This window comes from Cyclobacterium plantarum (assembly GCF_011290685.1).
Taxonomy (GTDB): Bacteria; Bacteroidota; Bacteroidia; order Cytophagales; family Cyclobacteriaceae; genus Cyclobacterium; species Cyclobacterium plantarum.
In genome coordinates, this window is the sequence record NZ_JAANYN010000008.1 from 179,183 (window position 1) to 194,040 (window position 14,858).

Sequence of the window (14,858 nt, forward strand, 5' to 3'; positions counted from 1 at the left end):
TCTATATTGGCAAATATAAAGGGTAGTAGGGTAACTTCTTTATAGTTTTATCCACTAAATGTTTGGAAGGGCTTTAAATTACCGTCATCCAGGCAGTTACCAAAGCTCATCCTCCTGTGATGAATCCGAATCTTCCTTGAAGTAGGTGGCAAAATGAGCTTTCTCACTTTCTTCAACTTTAATTGCTGCTAAATGAATTAACCTATTGATTTCTAATAGTTTATCGTAAGTGGGTTGTTGGATATGAAAAGGGATTTTGTACAGCAGATTTTTGTTTTTTTGCAAGGCTGAGTCTGGTGTAAAGAGAAAGGGCCATAAGGTTTTTGAACAGGAATAGCCGATGTGGTCGACATGGTAACTGTTCATGTAAGATGCTATTCTATCATTGATCTGATTGAAAAAGCTTTCTGATTCTCCCAGCCTTACCCTGGATCCAGCCCTGGATTTCCCTTTTGTTTTCAGGTATTTAATCTGACTTTTGCCCTGTTTTTTTCTGACCATATAGGCTCTGAAAACTTTGTGGGATATGTTGATGCCATTTTCAAAATATCCCACTGCGGCCATCCCGGCTCTCACCATGCACAAGATGTAATTTTTTTCTTCAAACTTTAATTGGCCAGTCTCAGGTATATATTCTGCTAATATAGGGAGCCTCAGCTCGGCAATCCTTGCATCTTCGTAAGTGATGCGGATCTTATGCTTTGACCCATCGTATTCGAAAAGCATACCGTTTTCCTCGGCCCATTCCAAAAAATGCACTATTTCTTCGGCTTTGCTCAGTAAGTGCATGGGTGTATTAAAGTTGTGATTGTCATGAAATTGTTATGCTTATTGAGAGAATCAAATCCGGGATATTTCGGGAAAACCAATCAAAATTAAAGTTAATAGGACGGTTTGATGCTGGGTACTCTAAATTTTCATTTTTCATCAAATTTGGTACATTTAAGCAACCAATTTATAAAAACCCATGAATATTGCTATGCTCGGATCCGGGTTTATTGCCCGATTTTATGCGGATACGCTACATGCCCAAAGAAGGAGAGATCAAATCACCGCTGTATATTCCAGAAATGAAACAAATGCGAAAAGATTTGCCTCAGATTATGGATTGAATGCTTACAGCACCAAAATGGCAAAAGTCATCAAAGATGAAAGCATCGATGCTGTTATCATTGCCCTGCCCAACCACCTGCACGAAGAAGCTGTGATGGCCTGCGCCAAATATGGTAAAGCAGTTTTGTGTACCAAACCGCTTGGTAGAAATGCCAGCGAAGCCAAGCGCATGTTGGATGCTGTTGAACAAGCGGGGGTTTTTGCCGGATATCTGGAGGATCTTTGCTATACCCCCAAGTTTCTGAAATCTGTTGATAGCGTACAGGCAGGCAGTTTGGGAAGGATATTGTGGACCAAATCAAGGGAAGCCCATCCCGGCCCACATAGTGATTGGTTTTGGGACAAAGACCTTTCAGGCGGGGGAGCCATCATTGACCTGGGCTGTCATTGTGTGGAAATCGGAAGAAACTTTATCGGCAAATCCGTTCGACCTGTGGAAGTCATGTGTTGGGCTGATACCCAGGTACACCCTATTGAAGCAGAAGACCATGCTATCGGACTAGTGAGGTATGAAAATGGTGCCATTGGTCAATTTGAAGTCAGTTGGACTTTTCGCGGGGGCATGGATTTGAGGGATGAAGTCATGGGAACAGAGGGTACTATTTGGCTGAACAGCTTTTTGAGAACAGGTTTTGACATGTTTACTACCGGAAAAGGGGGGAAATATGTGGCAGAAAAAGCTGAGTCAGATTCCGGATGGTTATTTCCTGTGGGAGATGAAGCCCATGAATTGGGCTACCCGCACATGTTTACGGATATGTTTGATGCCATGGAGCAGGGCAGGGCACCCCTGGAGACTTTTTATGATGGATATGTGGTGAATGCCATCCTGGATGCTGCGCTTTTATCGGCAAAAACCAAAAATTGGGAAAAAGTTATTTTGGAAGACTGGAGAGGAAAATCGGACCCCCGGCATGAAAAATCCTACGCTTCCCACGATGAAAAGTACTACCTGATCAAAAAGGAGCTTTTGCCAAATGGTGACGAGAAATTAATACTAAAGGACAAAATAACGGGTGAAGTAAAGCAGGAAACGAAAAGAAATTAACCATTGATACCTAAATGTGACAACCAATATAATTTACCCTGTTTTTCCGGAAAATTGTAGAAATAAAAGGCTACAATAGGATTATTTACCTTAATATTGCCCTTCAAAATTAATTGTTTTAAAGGAAAATATTGGGTTTACGGTATGGTTCGTAGTTTTACAGCAGGAGATTTTAGCGTCAGACAGTTCTGTTTGTTGCTTTTTGCGTTGATTTTGTCAGTTCCTGTTTTGGGTCAGAAAATTAATGATGCATACAGGTTGCATATAAAACGGGCCAGTTCTCCGGTAGTCATTGACGGGAAGGTGGATGAAAAGGCCTGGAAGGATGCTGAAGTGGCCAGTGACTTTTACATGATCCTGCCCATGGATACCAGCTTTTCCCAGGTGGATACGGATGTCATGATGACATACGATGATGAACGGCTGTATTTGCTGGTGGTCAACCACCATGCCGTCCCCGGACCCTATTACGTAGAGTCATTGCGCCGTGATTTTTCCTTTGGTAAAAATGATAATTTCCTGTTGTTCATGGACACCTTTGATGACCAGACCAATGGCTTTTCGTTTGGGGCAAATGCTGCCGGAGCCCAATGGGATGGTATCATGTATGAAGGGGGAAAGGTAGATTTAAGCTGGGACAATAAATGGGTATCCAAGGTTCAGAATTACGATGACAGGTGGGTTTTTGAGGCCGCCATACCCTTCAAATCCATCAGGTACAAAAAGGGTATCAAAGAGTGGGGGATCAACTTCAGCAGGCTAGACCTGAAAACCACCGAGAAATCTGCCTGGGCTCCTGTTCCAAGGCAGTTTCCTTCGGCATCCCTTGCCTACACGGGTATCCTTGTTTGGGATGAGGCACCCCCGGAGGCAGGCATGAATGTGTCTATAATCCCTTATGTGATGGGGGGTAGTGTAAAAAACAATGAAGGGGGAATACCTACCGACTACCAGAACAGGGTAGGAGTAGATGCTAAAATTGCGGTGAGTTCTTCATTAAACCTGGACCTCACCGTAAACCCCGATTTTTCACAGGTTGAAGTGGACCGGCAAATCACCAATCTGGATCGCTTTGAATTGTTTTTCCCGGAACGCAGGCAATTTTTTCTGGAAAACGGCGACCTTTTCGCCAATTTTGGTTATGAAACCATCAGACCTTTCTTTTCAAGGCGGATTGGTTTAAATGCGCCAATTCAGTTTGGTGCCAGGCTAAGCGGCAAAATCAACCGCGATTGGCGAATAGGTGCCATGAACATGCAGACGGGACAAGTAGAAGAAACGGCAACCCCTGCACAAAATTTTACGGTAATGTCTGCTCAAAGAAGGGTGGGACAACGTTCCAATATTGCCGCAATTTTCGTCAACAAAGCCAATTCAAGTCAGATACCCGGTACCAACGGAACAGACACGGAACCTGTTCCTGCTTACAATAGAAATATTGGATTGGAATACAACCTGGCCTCATCCAATAACCTTTGGACAGGTAAAGCACTGTTCCTAAAATCTTTTAGTCCTGTGGAATCAGGAGAGAGCATGGTTCATGCTGCCAATCTCAGGTATTCCAGTGGTAACCTGACCTGGGAATGGAAACACGAATATGTATCCCCGAATTATACGGCAGAAGTGGGGTATGTGCCCCGAAACGGTTATTACAGGATCAACCCCAATGCGGCCTACCTCTTTTTCCCAAAAAGTAAGAAGATCCTCCGACATGGCCCCACTTTCAATACTTCCTTGTTTTATAATATGGATAGGGAGCAAACGGATAATATCACAGAACTGGGTTACACGATTAGGTTCAGAAGCCAAAGTAATTTGACCGCGAAATATACCTACAACAGGATATTGTTGCAACAGGCATTTGATCCCACCAACTTTAGTGGTGATACATTGGCGGCATTTACTGACCATACCTGGAATGCCATAGGTATGGAATACGTGTCCAAACCCCAAAGTCTCTTTACCTATACTGTCTCTTCCCAATACGGGGGGTATTTTGCTCAGGGAGAAAGGTTCAATGTTGCCGGTGAGCTTGGATACAGGTTTCAGCCATACGTAGGGCTTTCCATGACAGGAAATTATAACCAGATTGATTTGCCGGAACCCTGGGGAAATACCAGATTTTGGCTGGTGGGTCCAAGGGTAGATGTAACCTTTACCAATACCTTGTTTTTCACCGCCTTTGCGCAGTATAATGAGCAGATAGATAATATCAACTTAAATACAAGATTTCAATGGCGGTTTAAGCCTGCTTCTGACCTTTACCTCGTTTTCACGGATAATTACCTGCCAGCCCCGTTTTATGTGAAAAACAGAACATTGGCCTTGAAATTTACTTACTGGTGGACCTTGTGATATACCAGGGATCCAATCCAAGCAGTTTTCGACCTAAAGGACTGAGGATGGCCGTTTTGTATTTTGTTTGTTCCCAGTTTCTGGGGTCACCGGGAAAGGCGTAACCATCGGGTGCTATCCTGTTTTTCCAGGAAGATATGCGCCAATCTCTGAGTTCCTGGTTTTCATTTTCTGCCGGCATCATCGAAATGTATTGGGCCATTCTGACCTTGTCGCGGCTGATATTGGGCCGGATACCATGAGGTAATTTGCTGTTAAAAATCAAAAGATCTCCCTCGTCCAGCTTTACCTTGGTCAACTCAAATCCGCTGATATCAGGTTTGAACCTGTCCCTGTCTGCAGGCTGGCTCGTTTTCCAGGTTTCATAATTCCGGTATAATTCCGGGATGCACTGAAATCCCCCGACATTCGGGTCGGTCTGTTCATTCAATGCTACCAAGCCTTGTACGTTTTGGGGATTTGTCTCAGGATCATAATCCCAGTGAATAAAGCCTTTGAACTCAAAATCTGGCCTGGCTGGCAGATTAAGATTGGCTCTGTCAATGGTCACCCAAAGCTCATCCATGCCCCATATATCCGTAAAAGTTTCGTACACTTTTGGATATTGGCGTATATCCCACAGATATTGGTGATTGTAAATTTCTACCATACCACTGTTGGTCAGTTCCTTCATTTTCATTTCAGGCCTCTCTTCACCATACCAGGTTTCAGGATCCTTTGGATTTTTCTCTTCAAATTCCCATAAAAGGTTCCTTAGGCGATTAGTTAAAGATTTAGGTACTGCATTTTTTATAATGACATAACCATTGTCCACCCAAAAATCCCAATCATTTTCGGTCAATACCTTTAACGGTCGACCATTACTCCGGTCATTTAAAAACACCTTGCTCGATGTGGCAGTTGAGGGGTTGCCAGGAATATCTTTGTGGTTTTTGTTAATTGCCATGGTAAAATTTTTATCTTACAAGCAAAATATAGCATTAAAAATTTAATATTACAAAGTCCTAAATTTATAAGATTTTGCTGTTTAATCAATTTGATCTGCTTATATTTCCATTAATGTAAATTAGTTTCAGGTTCGTTTTTACAATGCTTAGCTTGAAACATGAAACCTCAACCAATGAACTTATTCAAACGCTCAGGCCTGTTGCTTGTTTTTTACCTGGCCGGAATATATTTAACTGCTCCTTTCGCCAGCGCACAAAGTGGTTCTGAAATTTACCACCAGCTTCTAAAATTAAAAGAGACCAAACGGGTATTGTACATTGCGGCTCACCCCGACGATGAAAACACCAGGTTGATAGCTTACTTGTCCAATGCCATTAACGCAGAAGTGGGTTACCTGTCCCTTACCAGGGGTGATGGGGGTCAAAACCTGATAGGTAAAGAATTGGGAATACAATTGGGAATGATACGGACCCAGGAATTATTGAAAGCCAGGGAAACCGATGGTGGCAGACAATTTTTTTCCCGTGCCATTGATTTTGGCTATAGCAAAACTCCCAATGAAACGCTTAATAACTGGGACCGTGAAAAATTGCTATCAGATGTAATATGGGTAATTAGAAATTTTCAACCCGACATCATCATTACCAGGTTTAACACTACTCCCGGAACCACCCACGGGCACCACACCACTTCTGCTATTCTGGCAAGAGAAGCCTACGAAAAAGCAGGAGATCCCAATGTATTTCCAGAACAAATGAAATGGGTAAAACCCTGGTCTCCCAAAAGAATATTTTGGAATGCTTACAATTGGGGAGGGCAATACGAACCAAAAGCAGATAAAAAGTACCATAGTTTTCCGGTAGGTGAATTCAACGCATTGTTGGGTACCACATATTCTCAAATTGCTGCTGACAGCAGAACCATGCACAAATCCCAGGGTTTTGGTGCTACTGCAGCCATAGGGGAGGGCAGTGATTTTATCGAATTGGTTGCAGGAGCATCTTTCGAAAGCGGACCATTTGACGGGATTCCCAATAGGTGGGAAAATCTTGAGAAGGGCTCAACTATTCAGCATCAAATCCAGGATTTGCTGGAAGATTTTAATTTTATACACCCGGAAAAAAACTTGCCAGAATTACTCGCCATCAAATCAGCCTTGAACGATGTTCAGGAAAATTTAACCTGGGTCAAAGAAAAAAGACAGTTGATGGATGAAATCATTTTGGCGGCATTGGGTTGGAAATCCTTATTCCTGGCCAATAAAGAGTTGTCTTATCCCTCTGAACAAATCAAGGGGAGGCTTTTGGTAAATCAACCCTACAATACTGTAGTCAATTTACATGCATTCAGGACATTGGATACCACCTTTGAATTGGATGCCACCGTGAACAACAACAAACCTTTTGAACTGGAGATGGACTTGCAGATCCCGAAAAATCATCCCATTTCCCAACCCTATTGGCTTGAAAATGATCCTGAAAACAACCTGTATGCAGTGGAAGAACAGCCCATGATTGGCAAAGCCTTCAATGACCCTGCTATATCGGGAATTTTGCATTTCGACATAAACGGACAGTCTTATGAAGTCAATATTCCCCTCCAATACCGGTACAATGATCAGGTAAATGGGGAAATAATTCAGCCATTTACCATTGTACCAAAAGCCTCAGTAACGGTGGATATGGACAATGTATTTTTGCTTAACGGAAAGGAATCCATCATAGGGGTAACGGTGACATTTGAAGGTGAAATGAAGGAAGGAAAGTTGGGCATTGAAGGTTTGGATAGTGCTGCCTACCGGATAGAGGAAAGACTGGTAGATGAGGTCAATAACAGGTACTATTACAAAGTAGCTTTATCCAATTCCAATGGAGAAGAAAAATCACATCATACCGTATATTTCGAGACGGAAGATGGGATGGTATTCAAGCGGGGGATGAACCGCATTCTTTACGAGCATATTCCAAATCAGACCTATTTTCCTGAGGCTGCTTTTAACCTGATCCGGATGAAAATGGACATAAGCAATCAGACCATTGGCTATATACCTGGTGCAGGAGATGATATTCCAGGAGTTTTAAGAAATTTAGGGTATACGGTTGAAATGCTGGAGAACGATAACTTCGGGCCTTCGGTTTTCAGTAAGTATAATACCATAATCGTCGGTATCAGGGCATTCAATGTCAACCAGAATTTTGCCAACAGTATTACCGCATTGATGGAGTACGTGAAAGAAGGCGGTAACCTGATCGTCCAATACAACACCAGTTCTCCCTTACTTTCGAGAAATTTCGGGCCCTATCCCCTGGAACTTTCCCGCAACAGGGTAGCTGTGGAAGATTCACCTGTGGAGATCCTGCTCAAAGATCATCCCCTAATGAACCATCCCAATAAAATTGAACAGGTTGATTTTTCCGGATGGGTGCAAGAGAGAGGCTTGTATTTTCCGGGAAATTGGGATGACACCTACCAAACACCATTGCTAATGCAGGATCCCGATGAAACCCCTACTAAAGGTTCCCTTTTGTTTGCCAATTATGGTCAGGGAAGCTTTACCTATTCAGGAATCTCCTGGTTTAGACTATTGCCCGCAGGAGTACCGGGAGCCGTTAAATTATTTGTCAACCTAATCGAACAAGCAGGTGAAGAAAGAGAAGGAATATCAGCATTGGAATAAACTGTACTTGCTTCAGTTGATCGTTTTGGGAATTTTGGTCGTTTTATTTTATATACTAACCCAAACTTTTTCATGAGTTATCTGGATTGGGCCATCATGTTTGGCACCTTACTGGCCATAGCTGCCTATGGAATATACAAAACTTATGGTCCCAAAGACATGGAAAAGTACCTCAGGGGGGGCAATGACCTCAACTGGTGGACCATAGGATTGTCCATAATGGCTACACAGGCTTCAGCCATTACATTTTTGAGCACTCCAGGACAGGCTTATGCAGATGGTATGCGGTTCATACAGTTTTATTTTGGGCTGCCTGTGGCCATGATCATTATCTCCGTTGTATTTTTACCTATTTACTACAGGTTAAAAGTATATACGGCATACGAATTTTTGGAAACCCGTTTTGACTTGAAAACACGGACCCTGACGGCCTGTCTGTTTTTAGTACAGCGCGGGTTGGCAGCAGGGATTACCATTTATGCGCCTGCCATTATTTTATCTACCCTTCTGGAATGGAACCTCACACTCACCAACTTCTTCATAGGGTTTATGGTGATCATTTATACTGTATCGGGAGGAACCAAAGCCGTATCCATCACGCAAAAACAACAAATGACCGTAATGATGGGCGGGATGATTTTAGCTGGTATCATTGTCATTCAAATGATACCCGTCAAATTTACTGAGGCACTTCACCTGGCCGGAAAAATGGAAAAATTGAATATTGTCAATTTCGAGTTTGATCTTTCCGACAGGTATAATTTCTGGTCTGGTGTGACAGGAGCATTGTTTTTATTTTTGTCTTATTTTGGCACCGACCAGTCGCAGGTACAACGGTACCTTAGTGGGAGATCGCTTACGCAAAGCAGGATGGGTTTGATGATGAACGGGTTCCTGAAAGTACCCATGCAGTTTGTCATTCTTTTTATTGGCGTGATGGTTTTTGTTTTTTACCAATTTTTCCAACCTCCGGTAATTTTCAATACCATTCAGTTGGATAAACTCAAGCAAAGCGAATATGTAGACGATCTGTCCGAATTGGAGGAGGAGTATTCGGATGTTTTCCAAGACAAAACGGAAAGTATTCAGCAGCTACTGGGAGCCATTTCTTCAAACGATGAATCACAGACCAATCAATATCAGGAAGAAGTATTTGATCATTCAGCCAGGCAGGAGGAGCTTAGAGAAAAAGTCAAGGCCTTGATTGTCAAGAATGATCCTTTGGCAGAAACCAATGATACAGACTATGTGTTCATGCGTTTTGTGATGGATTATCTGCCAAAGGGTATTGTCGGGTTGTTATTTGCTGTGATATTTAGTGCAGCCATGTCATCTACAGCCTCGGAACTGAACGCCCTTTCTTCTACTACCACCATGGATATTTACAAAAGATCCATTAAAAAATCTGAAGATTCCAGGCATTATATGCTATCATCCAAATGGTTTACAGCGCTTTGGGGATTGTTTGCTGTACTCTTTGCTACTTATGCCACTTTATTTGAAAACCTGATACAGGCGGTCAATTTATTGGGCTCTCTCTTTTATGGGACCATATTGGGCATATTTTTGGTTGGTTTTTTCATGAAGTGGGTAGGTGGAAGAGCGGTTTTTATGGCTGCCATCATAACCGAGATATTGATCCTTACCCTCCATTATTTTAACGGAAAAACAGTTGGCGGTATTTCCGTAGATGTAGGATATCTTTGGTACAATGCCATCGGCTGTATTCTGGTCATGGTAATAGCCGCATTTTTGCAATTATTCATGTCTCAGGCAAAAAAAGTTTAAAAAATAGATGAGGAGCTACTCTCAAATGTAGCTCCTCACTAACCAGTTTTCTATAGTAGAAACGTTCGGATGAAGACCGCTAATGCTTTAACCGGTAAACCATTTGAGAATTAGGTTAAACTCATTTTCTCAGATCTCCTTAATTTGAGGGGATTTTCTGTATTATATATCAGTAACATCCTACTTTACCAAATAAGAGTTATTGGCTAAAACCGAAGTCCAGGACAAGGTTATTTTAAAGAAGAAATCAATCGCTCATTCAAGCTTACATAATCCGGGTTATTGGCTTCTCTGGCCAATTCCATGGATTGTTCTGCCGTCGCAATGGCTTCCATTTTCATACCCTGGGCAGCCTGAATTTTTGCTTTCAGGTGCACAATATAATATTTGGGGTCGGCCTCTACAGCTTTATTGATCCATTCCAGAGCTGTATCCAGGTCTTTGTCGTTGGTGAAATAATAGTTTGCTGCCTGAAAATAAAGCCCGGGGTTATCACTGTCCTGATCGATAAGCATTTCTCTTATTTGTTTCATTACAATGGGATCCACTTCAGTTTCTATCCTGAAGCCGATCTGACTTTTATCCCAGGCCAGCTGTACGGTAGCACCGGAATCTGTCAGCTCGGCAAATTGAATGGTCATGCTTTCCACAGGCTTTTTTAGTTTGTTTACGGGAACAGTTACCCGCAATGCATCGTCCTTGGCATCATAGCCCATAGCTCCCCATAGTTCGGTTTTATTGGAGAAAATCAGCGTCCACTGGTTTTTATTTGGTACGGTGTAGAATGCGTATTTACCTGCAGCTAACTTTTGTCCGTTTACCTTGATGTCTGTATCAAATTCAAGCGTTGTGGGATTGTTTGCTCCGGTTCTCCAGACTTGTCCATAAGGGACCAATTCACCAAAAATTTTTCTACCCTTTTTTCCAGGTCTGGAATAATCGAGATGAATTTCAGTTAACCCTACTTGTTGCACCACTTTACTGCTAGGGCTGGCCTGAGGCATTTTTATCTGAGAAAATCCATTTATGTGGATTAACGACAAAATTGTAATTAGAAAAAGCAGATTTTTTGTTTTCATAGAAATTTATAATTAGATTGTAGTTGTGATCATCCGAAACAATTTGAGTTTACAGCACAGTTGAAATTACATGTTTATCAGTACTTAATTGTCAGGTAAATATATGCATTTGTAAATAAATGCTGTGTGATCTTAGCATTGACGTGGGAGTTATTGTTTGGGGCTTGGTATACATAAATGCTTTTTTGGAGATCGTTTTTGAGAATATTTTAATCTTTTAATCGAAATTCTTTCAATGGGACTAGCAATTATTGCTCCAAATAAATCAGCAGAGGAGATCAACGCCTGGACAGGTGTTTTTAAAGAAATCAATCCTACATTAGACTTGCAGGTTTTTCCTGATATCAAAGATAAGGAGGCAGTGGAAGTGGTTGTACTCTGGCAACACCCCAAAGGTATATTGCATGATTTTCCCAACCTGCGTTTGGTCTGTTCCATGGGATCGGGAGTTGACCATATCATGGCAGATTATTATCCGGAAAACGTACCGGTCACACGAATAGTGGATCCGAGGTTGACCTTTTCCATGACCAACTATGTGGTGATGGGTGTGCTCAATTTTCACCGTCAAATACTGCGTTACATCAAAGACAATCAATCCAAAACCTGGGACATGAGCCAGCCTGAGATTCCCGTCTCAGTAGGAGTGATGGGGGTTGGTGAATTGGGCGGAGATGTCCTGGATAAAGTTGCAGGTTTGGGATTTCCGGTAGTTGGTTATGGCAATTCGCCCAAATCATCTTTCAGACATCCTTACTACTATGGCAATCAGCTGCAGGATTTTTTAAATGAGGTGAATCTGGTTGTTTGCTTGCTTCCTTTGACACCAAAGACAGTAGGCTTTCTGAACAAGGATTTCTTCAAAAAATGTCAAAAAGGAACCTACCTTATCAATGTGGCACGGGGAAAGCATCTATTGGAAGAAGACCTCATTCCCGCTATCAATGAGGGCTTTATTTCTGGTGCCCTGCTGGATGTATTTCAAAAAGAACCTTTGCCAGCCGCACACCCCTTTTGGGAACATGATAAAATTACCGTAACACCACATATTGCCAGCATCACCAACCATAAAGCTGCGGCTCCACAAATTATGGAGAATTATAACAACCTGATGGCTGGCAAACCCCTGATCAATCAAATTAGTAAAACCCAGGGCTATTAAACCTATTAATTCTTTATGAAAAACTTTACTATTCTTTGTCCTACAGATTTTTCAGAGTGCTCCCTAAATGCCATTGAATATGCCGCCAAAATTGGTGAGAAATTGGGTGCAATATTGATATTGTACCATGTCCCTGATAGGGAGGACTACCAAAAACTTTTCCCAGGAAACATGCTGGATGATAGCCTTCAGTCAGCAAGGAGAAAATTAGACCGGCTGGTGGCAACCGTTTTGGACGAAAGTCTCGGTAATGGGTTATCCGCTTGTAAAGGCATACTGCGTGAAGGAAAGACCATTTCCTCCATTTTGAATTATGCTGAAAATGAACAAGTGGATCTCATCATTATGGGGACCGAGGGTATCAATGAAGTCAAAAAGAACTATATAGGCACCAAGTCCAGTAAGGTTGTGTTGAAGGCTGCCTGTGATGTATTTATTGTCCCTAAAAAAGTTTTCTTTAAATCACCTAGGAAACTAGTCTATGCAACGGATTACCTGGAGGAAGACAAACTAGCCATTCAAAAAGTAGTTGAATTGGCCAAGTTTTACGCTGCTGAAGTGGATGTGGTCCATGTCAGTAATCGGGTTAAATCCATAGATAAAGCCCAGCACCTGCTTATGGTAGAAGAGTTGAATCCTTTTATCCAATATGAAAAGGTCAATTTCGTTTTGAAAAGCTACCGTGATGAACCTGGTCTTGGTCTGGAGAATTATCTGATTACCGCTAAAGGGGATATATTATTTACGCTCAGCATGAAGAAATCCTGGTTTGAACAACTATTTACCAAAAATCTCTCCAAAAAAATGTCTTATTTTATCAACAAACCCCTATTTGTAATCAAGAACCTTTGAATTTTGAGCTTAAAAACTGCTTGAATTCTTCTCGTGTTGTTTTTTTGGTAAATAGATCAGTTAAAATCGAAAAATAATGGCCCATACTCATGGGCTTTGTTTCATCTTCTTCGATAAAATGTGGTTCCTGCATTGATGCTTTTTCCGGCGAAAGAGAATTCTCCGTATTTTGGCTATTTTCATAGCCGGACAATCTATCCGCTTCGGAAAAGCTTTTCCTGGATTTTTGCTGATAACCCAGTTTTTCTTCCACCAAACCCTTATTGTTGTAGGCAATGGCATCTTCAGGGTCTAGCTCAATGGCCTTCTCATAATCCGCTATGGCTCCTGTCAAATCTCCGATTCTGTCTTTAAAGTAGGCCCTGCTGGAATAGCGGTAGGGATTGGCAGGATCTAAATTCAAGGCCTGGTCAAAGGCCTCGATGGCCTCGTGGTTTCTTTTCAACAAATGAAGGACGACTGCACGATCGCTGATAAAAGTAGTATTAAATGGATCCAGAGCTATCAGTTTATCAAAATCGCTGATCGCCATATCCAAGGCTCCTAAGCGGGATTGAACCCTACCCCGATAGTGCAGAAATGTGGGATTCTGGTCATCTGTTTTTACCAATTTATCAAATATAATAAGGGCCTCATTGAATTTCCCTTCTTTGTAATACGCTATTCCTTTTTCTATGCTTTCCACTGTTTTCAATGTTGATCCATTATACATACAAAAATAATACAGGGATTGTTTCTTCACACCCTGGATAATCCTTTATTCTTTCTATATTTACGCTCTTGTAGAGATATTTTTAATTCAGGTATGCCCAGTAATCCGGAAAGTATTCTTAAAGACCTGGAAGGAAATAAATTTGCTCCGATATATTTTCTTCAGGGAGAGGAGCCCTATTTCATAGATAAAATTACTGATTTTATTGAAAATCATGCGCTACCTCCTCAAGATCGGGGATTTAACCAAACCATAGTATACGGTAAAGATTCCAGCATGGAATCAATCCTTACCCATGCCAAAAGATTTCCCATGATGGCAGAACGGCAGCTGGTCATCGTTAAGGAAGCGCAATACCTTCAGGACCTGACAAGGGAAAAGGGTGTACAGCAGTTATTGTCCTATCTCCAAAATCCCCTGCCCAGTACCATTTTGGTGTTTGCCTATAAATACAAAATATTGGATGGCAGAAAGGCCCTGGCCAAAGAACTGGGTAAAAAAGCGGTATTGGTAAAATCGGATAAAATCCAGGAGTACAAGCTGGGTCCTTATATTGAAAAGTATATCAAGGCAAAGGGATTTACCATTGAGCCCAGGGCATGCCAGGTTATTGCAGAATCTATCGGCAATAATATGGAAGTGTTAACCAATGAAATCGATAAAATGCTCATTAATTTTGATGAGCCCGTCCAAATCGATTCGGCACACATTCAAAAATATATTGGTATCAGCAAGGATTACAATAATTTTGAACTTACAAAATCACTTAGCTATAAGGATGTTAATAAAGCCAATACCATCATCCGCTATTTTTCCCAAAATCCAAGATCCCATCCGATCATTCCTATTTTGTACTTGCTCTACACGCACTTTACCCGTTTGCTGTTGCTCAAAACAAACCAGTCCAGGAGCGATAACGAATTGGCAGGACTGCTCAAAGTGAATCCCTATTTTGTAAAAGAATACATCACTGCGGGAAAAAATTATCCTTTAGGCAAGATTATTGATATCATCGGATACCTGAGAGAAGCAGATTTACGTTCCAAGGGAGTAACTGGAAACAATCTGGAAGAAAGTCAGATACTTAAAGAACTCATTTTTAAAATTCTTCATTGATCAGAATG

The 14,858-nt window shown here is 41.6% G+C and carries 11 protein-coding genes; 7 read left to right on the plus strand and 4 right to left on the minus strand.

Annotation, left to right across the window (positions count from 1 at the left end):
* Nucleotides 1-96 precede the first annotated feature (96 nt).
* The gene (locus tag G9Q97_RS18250; protein ID WP_166149447.1) at nucleotides 97-789 is read right to left on the minus strand and encodes a hypothetical protein; all 693 of its coding nucleotides are present in this window, start codon (nucleotides 787-789) and stop codon (nucleotides 97-99) included.
* 178 nt (nucleotides 790-967) lie between these two features.
* On the opposite strand from G9Q97_RS18250, the gene G9Q97_RS18255 reads away from it, so the two are divergent.
* Nucleotides 968-2,161 (plus strand): Gfo/Idh/MocA family protein, encoded by a 1,194-nt coding sequence (locus tag G9Q97_RS18255; protein ID WP_166149449.1) that lies wholly within the window; start codon nucleotides 968-970, stop codon nucleotides 2,159-2,161.
* A 144-nt stretch (nucleotides 2,162-2,305) separates the two neighbouring features.
* Nucleotides 2,306-4,516: a DUF5916 domain-containing protein gene (locus tag G9Q97_RS18260; RefSeq protein ID WP_166149451.1), complete on the plus strand. Its 2,211-nt coding sequence runs from the start codon at nucleotides 2,306-2,308 to the stop codon at nucleotides 4,514-4,516.
* Here G9Q97_RS18260 and G9Q97_RS18265 read toward each other — a convergent pair.
* Nucleotides 4,494-5,462 (minus strand): phytanoyl-CoA dioxygenase family protein, encoded by a 969-nt coding sequence (locus G9Q97_RS18265; protein WP_166149453.1) that lies wholly within the window; start codon nucleotides 5,460-5,462, stop codon nucleotides 4,494-4,496. The genes G9Q97_RS18260 and G9Q97_RS18265 overlap by 23 nt on opposite strands.
* A gap of 174 nt (nucleotides 5,463-5,636) precedes the next feature.
* Between G9Q97_RS18265 and G9Q97_RS18270 the strand changes: the two genes are divergently transcribed.
* A complete protein-coding gene (locus G9Q97_RS18270; RefSeq protein ID WP_166149455.1) occupies nucleotides 5,637-8,141 on the plus strand; it encodes a PIG-L family deacetylase in 2,505 nt (834 codons plus the stop codon).
* Between the two features lie 72 nt (nucleotides 8,142-8,213).
* Nucleotides 8,214-9,929 carry a sodium:solute symporter gene (locus G9Q97_RS18275; RefSeq protein ID WP_166149457.1) on the plus strand — a complete coding sequence of 572 codons (1,716 nt, stop codon included), beginning with the start codon at nucleotides 8,214-8,216 and terminating at the stop codon, nucleotides 9,927-9,929.
* A 230-nt stretch (nucleotides 9,930-10,159) separates the two neighbouring features.
* Here the strand turns inward: G9Q97_RS18275 and G9Q97_RS18280 are convergent, their stop codons facing one another.
* On the minus strand, nucleotides 10,160-11,008 hold the full coding sequence (locus G9Q97_RS18280) for a DUF2911 domain-containing protein (RefSeq protein ID WP_166149459.1): 849 nt from the start codon (nucleotides 11,006-11,008) through the stop codon (nucleotides 10,160-10,162).
* 235 nt (nucleotides 11,009-11,243) lie between these two features.
* On the opposite strand from G9Q97_RS18280, the gene G9Q97_RS18285 reads away from it, so the two are divergent.
* Together G9Q97_RS18285 and G9Q97_RS18290 are read left to right on the plus strand one after the other, a co-directional pair.
* Entirely contained in the window at nucleotides 11,244-12,170 is a 927-nt protein-coding gene (locus G9Q97_RS18285; RefSeq protein WP_166149461.1) for a 2-hydroxyacid dehydrogenase, read from the plus strand.
* A gap of 15 nt (nucleotides 12,171-12,185) precedes the next feature.
* Nucleotides 12,186-13,022: a universal stress protein gene (locus G9Q97_RS18290; protein ID WP_166149463.1), complete on the plus strand. Its 837-nt coding sequence runs from the start codon at nucleotides 12,186-12,188 to the stop codon at nucleotides 13,020-13,022.
* Here G9Q97_RS18290 and G9Q97_RS18295 read toward each other — a convergent pair.
* Entirely contained in the window at nucleotides 13,009-13,707 is a 699-nt protein-coding gene (locus G9Q97_RS18295; protein WP_166149629.1) for a tetratricopeptide repeat protein, read from the minus strand. The genes G9Q97_RS18290 and G9Q97_RS18295 overlap by 14 nt on opposite strands.
* A 120-nt stretch (nucleotides 13,708-13,827) precedes the next feature.
* Here G9Q97_RS18295 and holA point away from each other — a divergent pair, with 120 nt between their 5' ends.
* On the plus strand, nucleotides 13,828-14,850 hold the full coding sequence (gene holA, locus G9Q97_RS18300; RefSeq protein WP_166149465.1) for a DNA polymerase III subunit delta: 1,023 nt from the start codon (nucleotides 13,828-13,830) through the stop codon (nucleotides 14,848-14,850).
* Nucleotides 14,851-14,858: the final 8 nt, after the last annotated feature.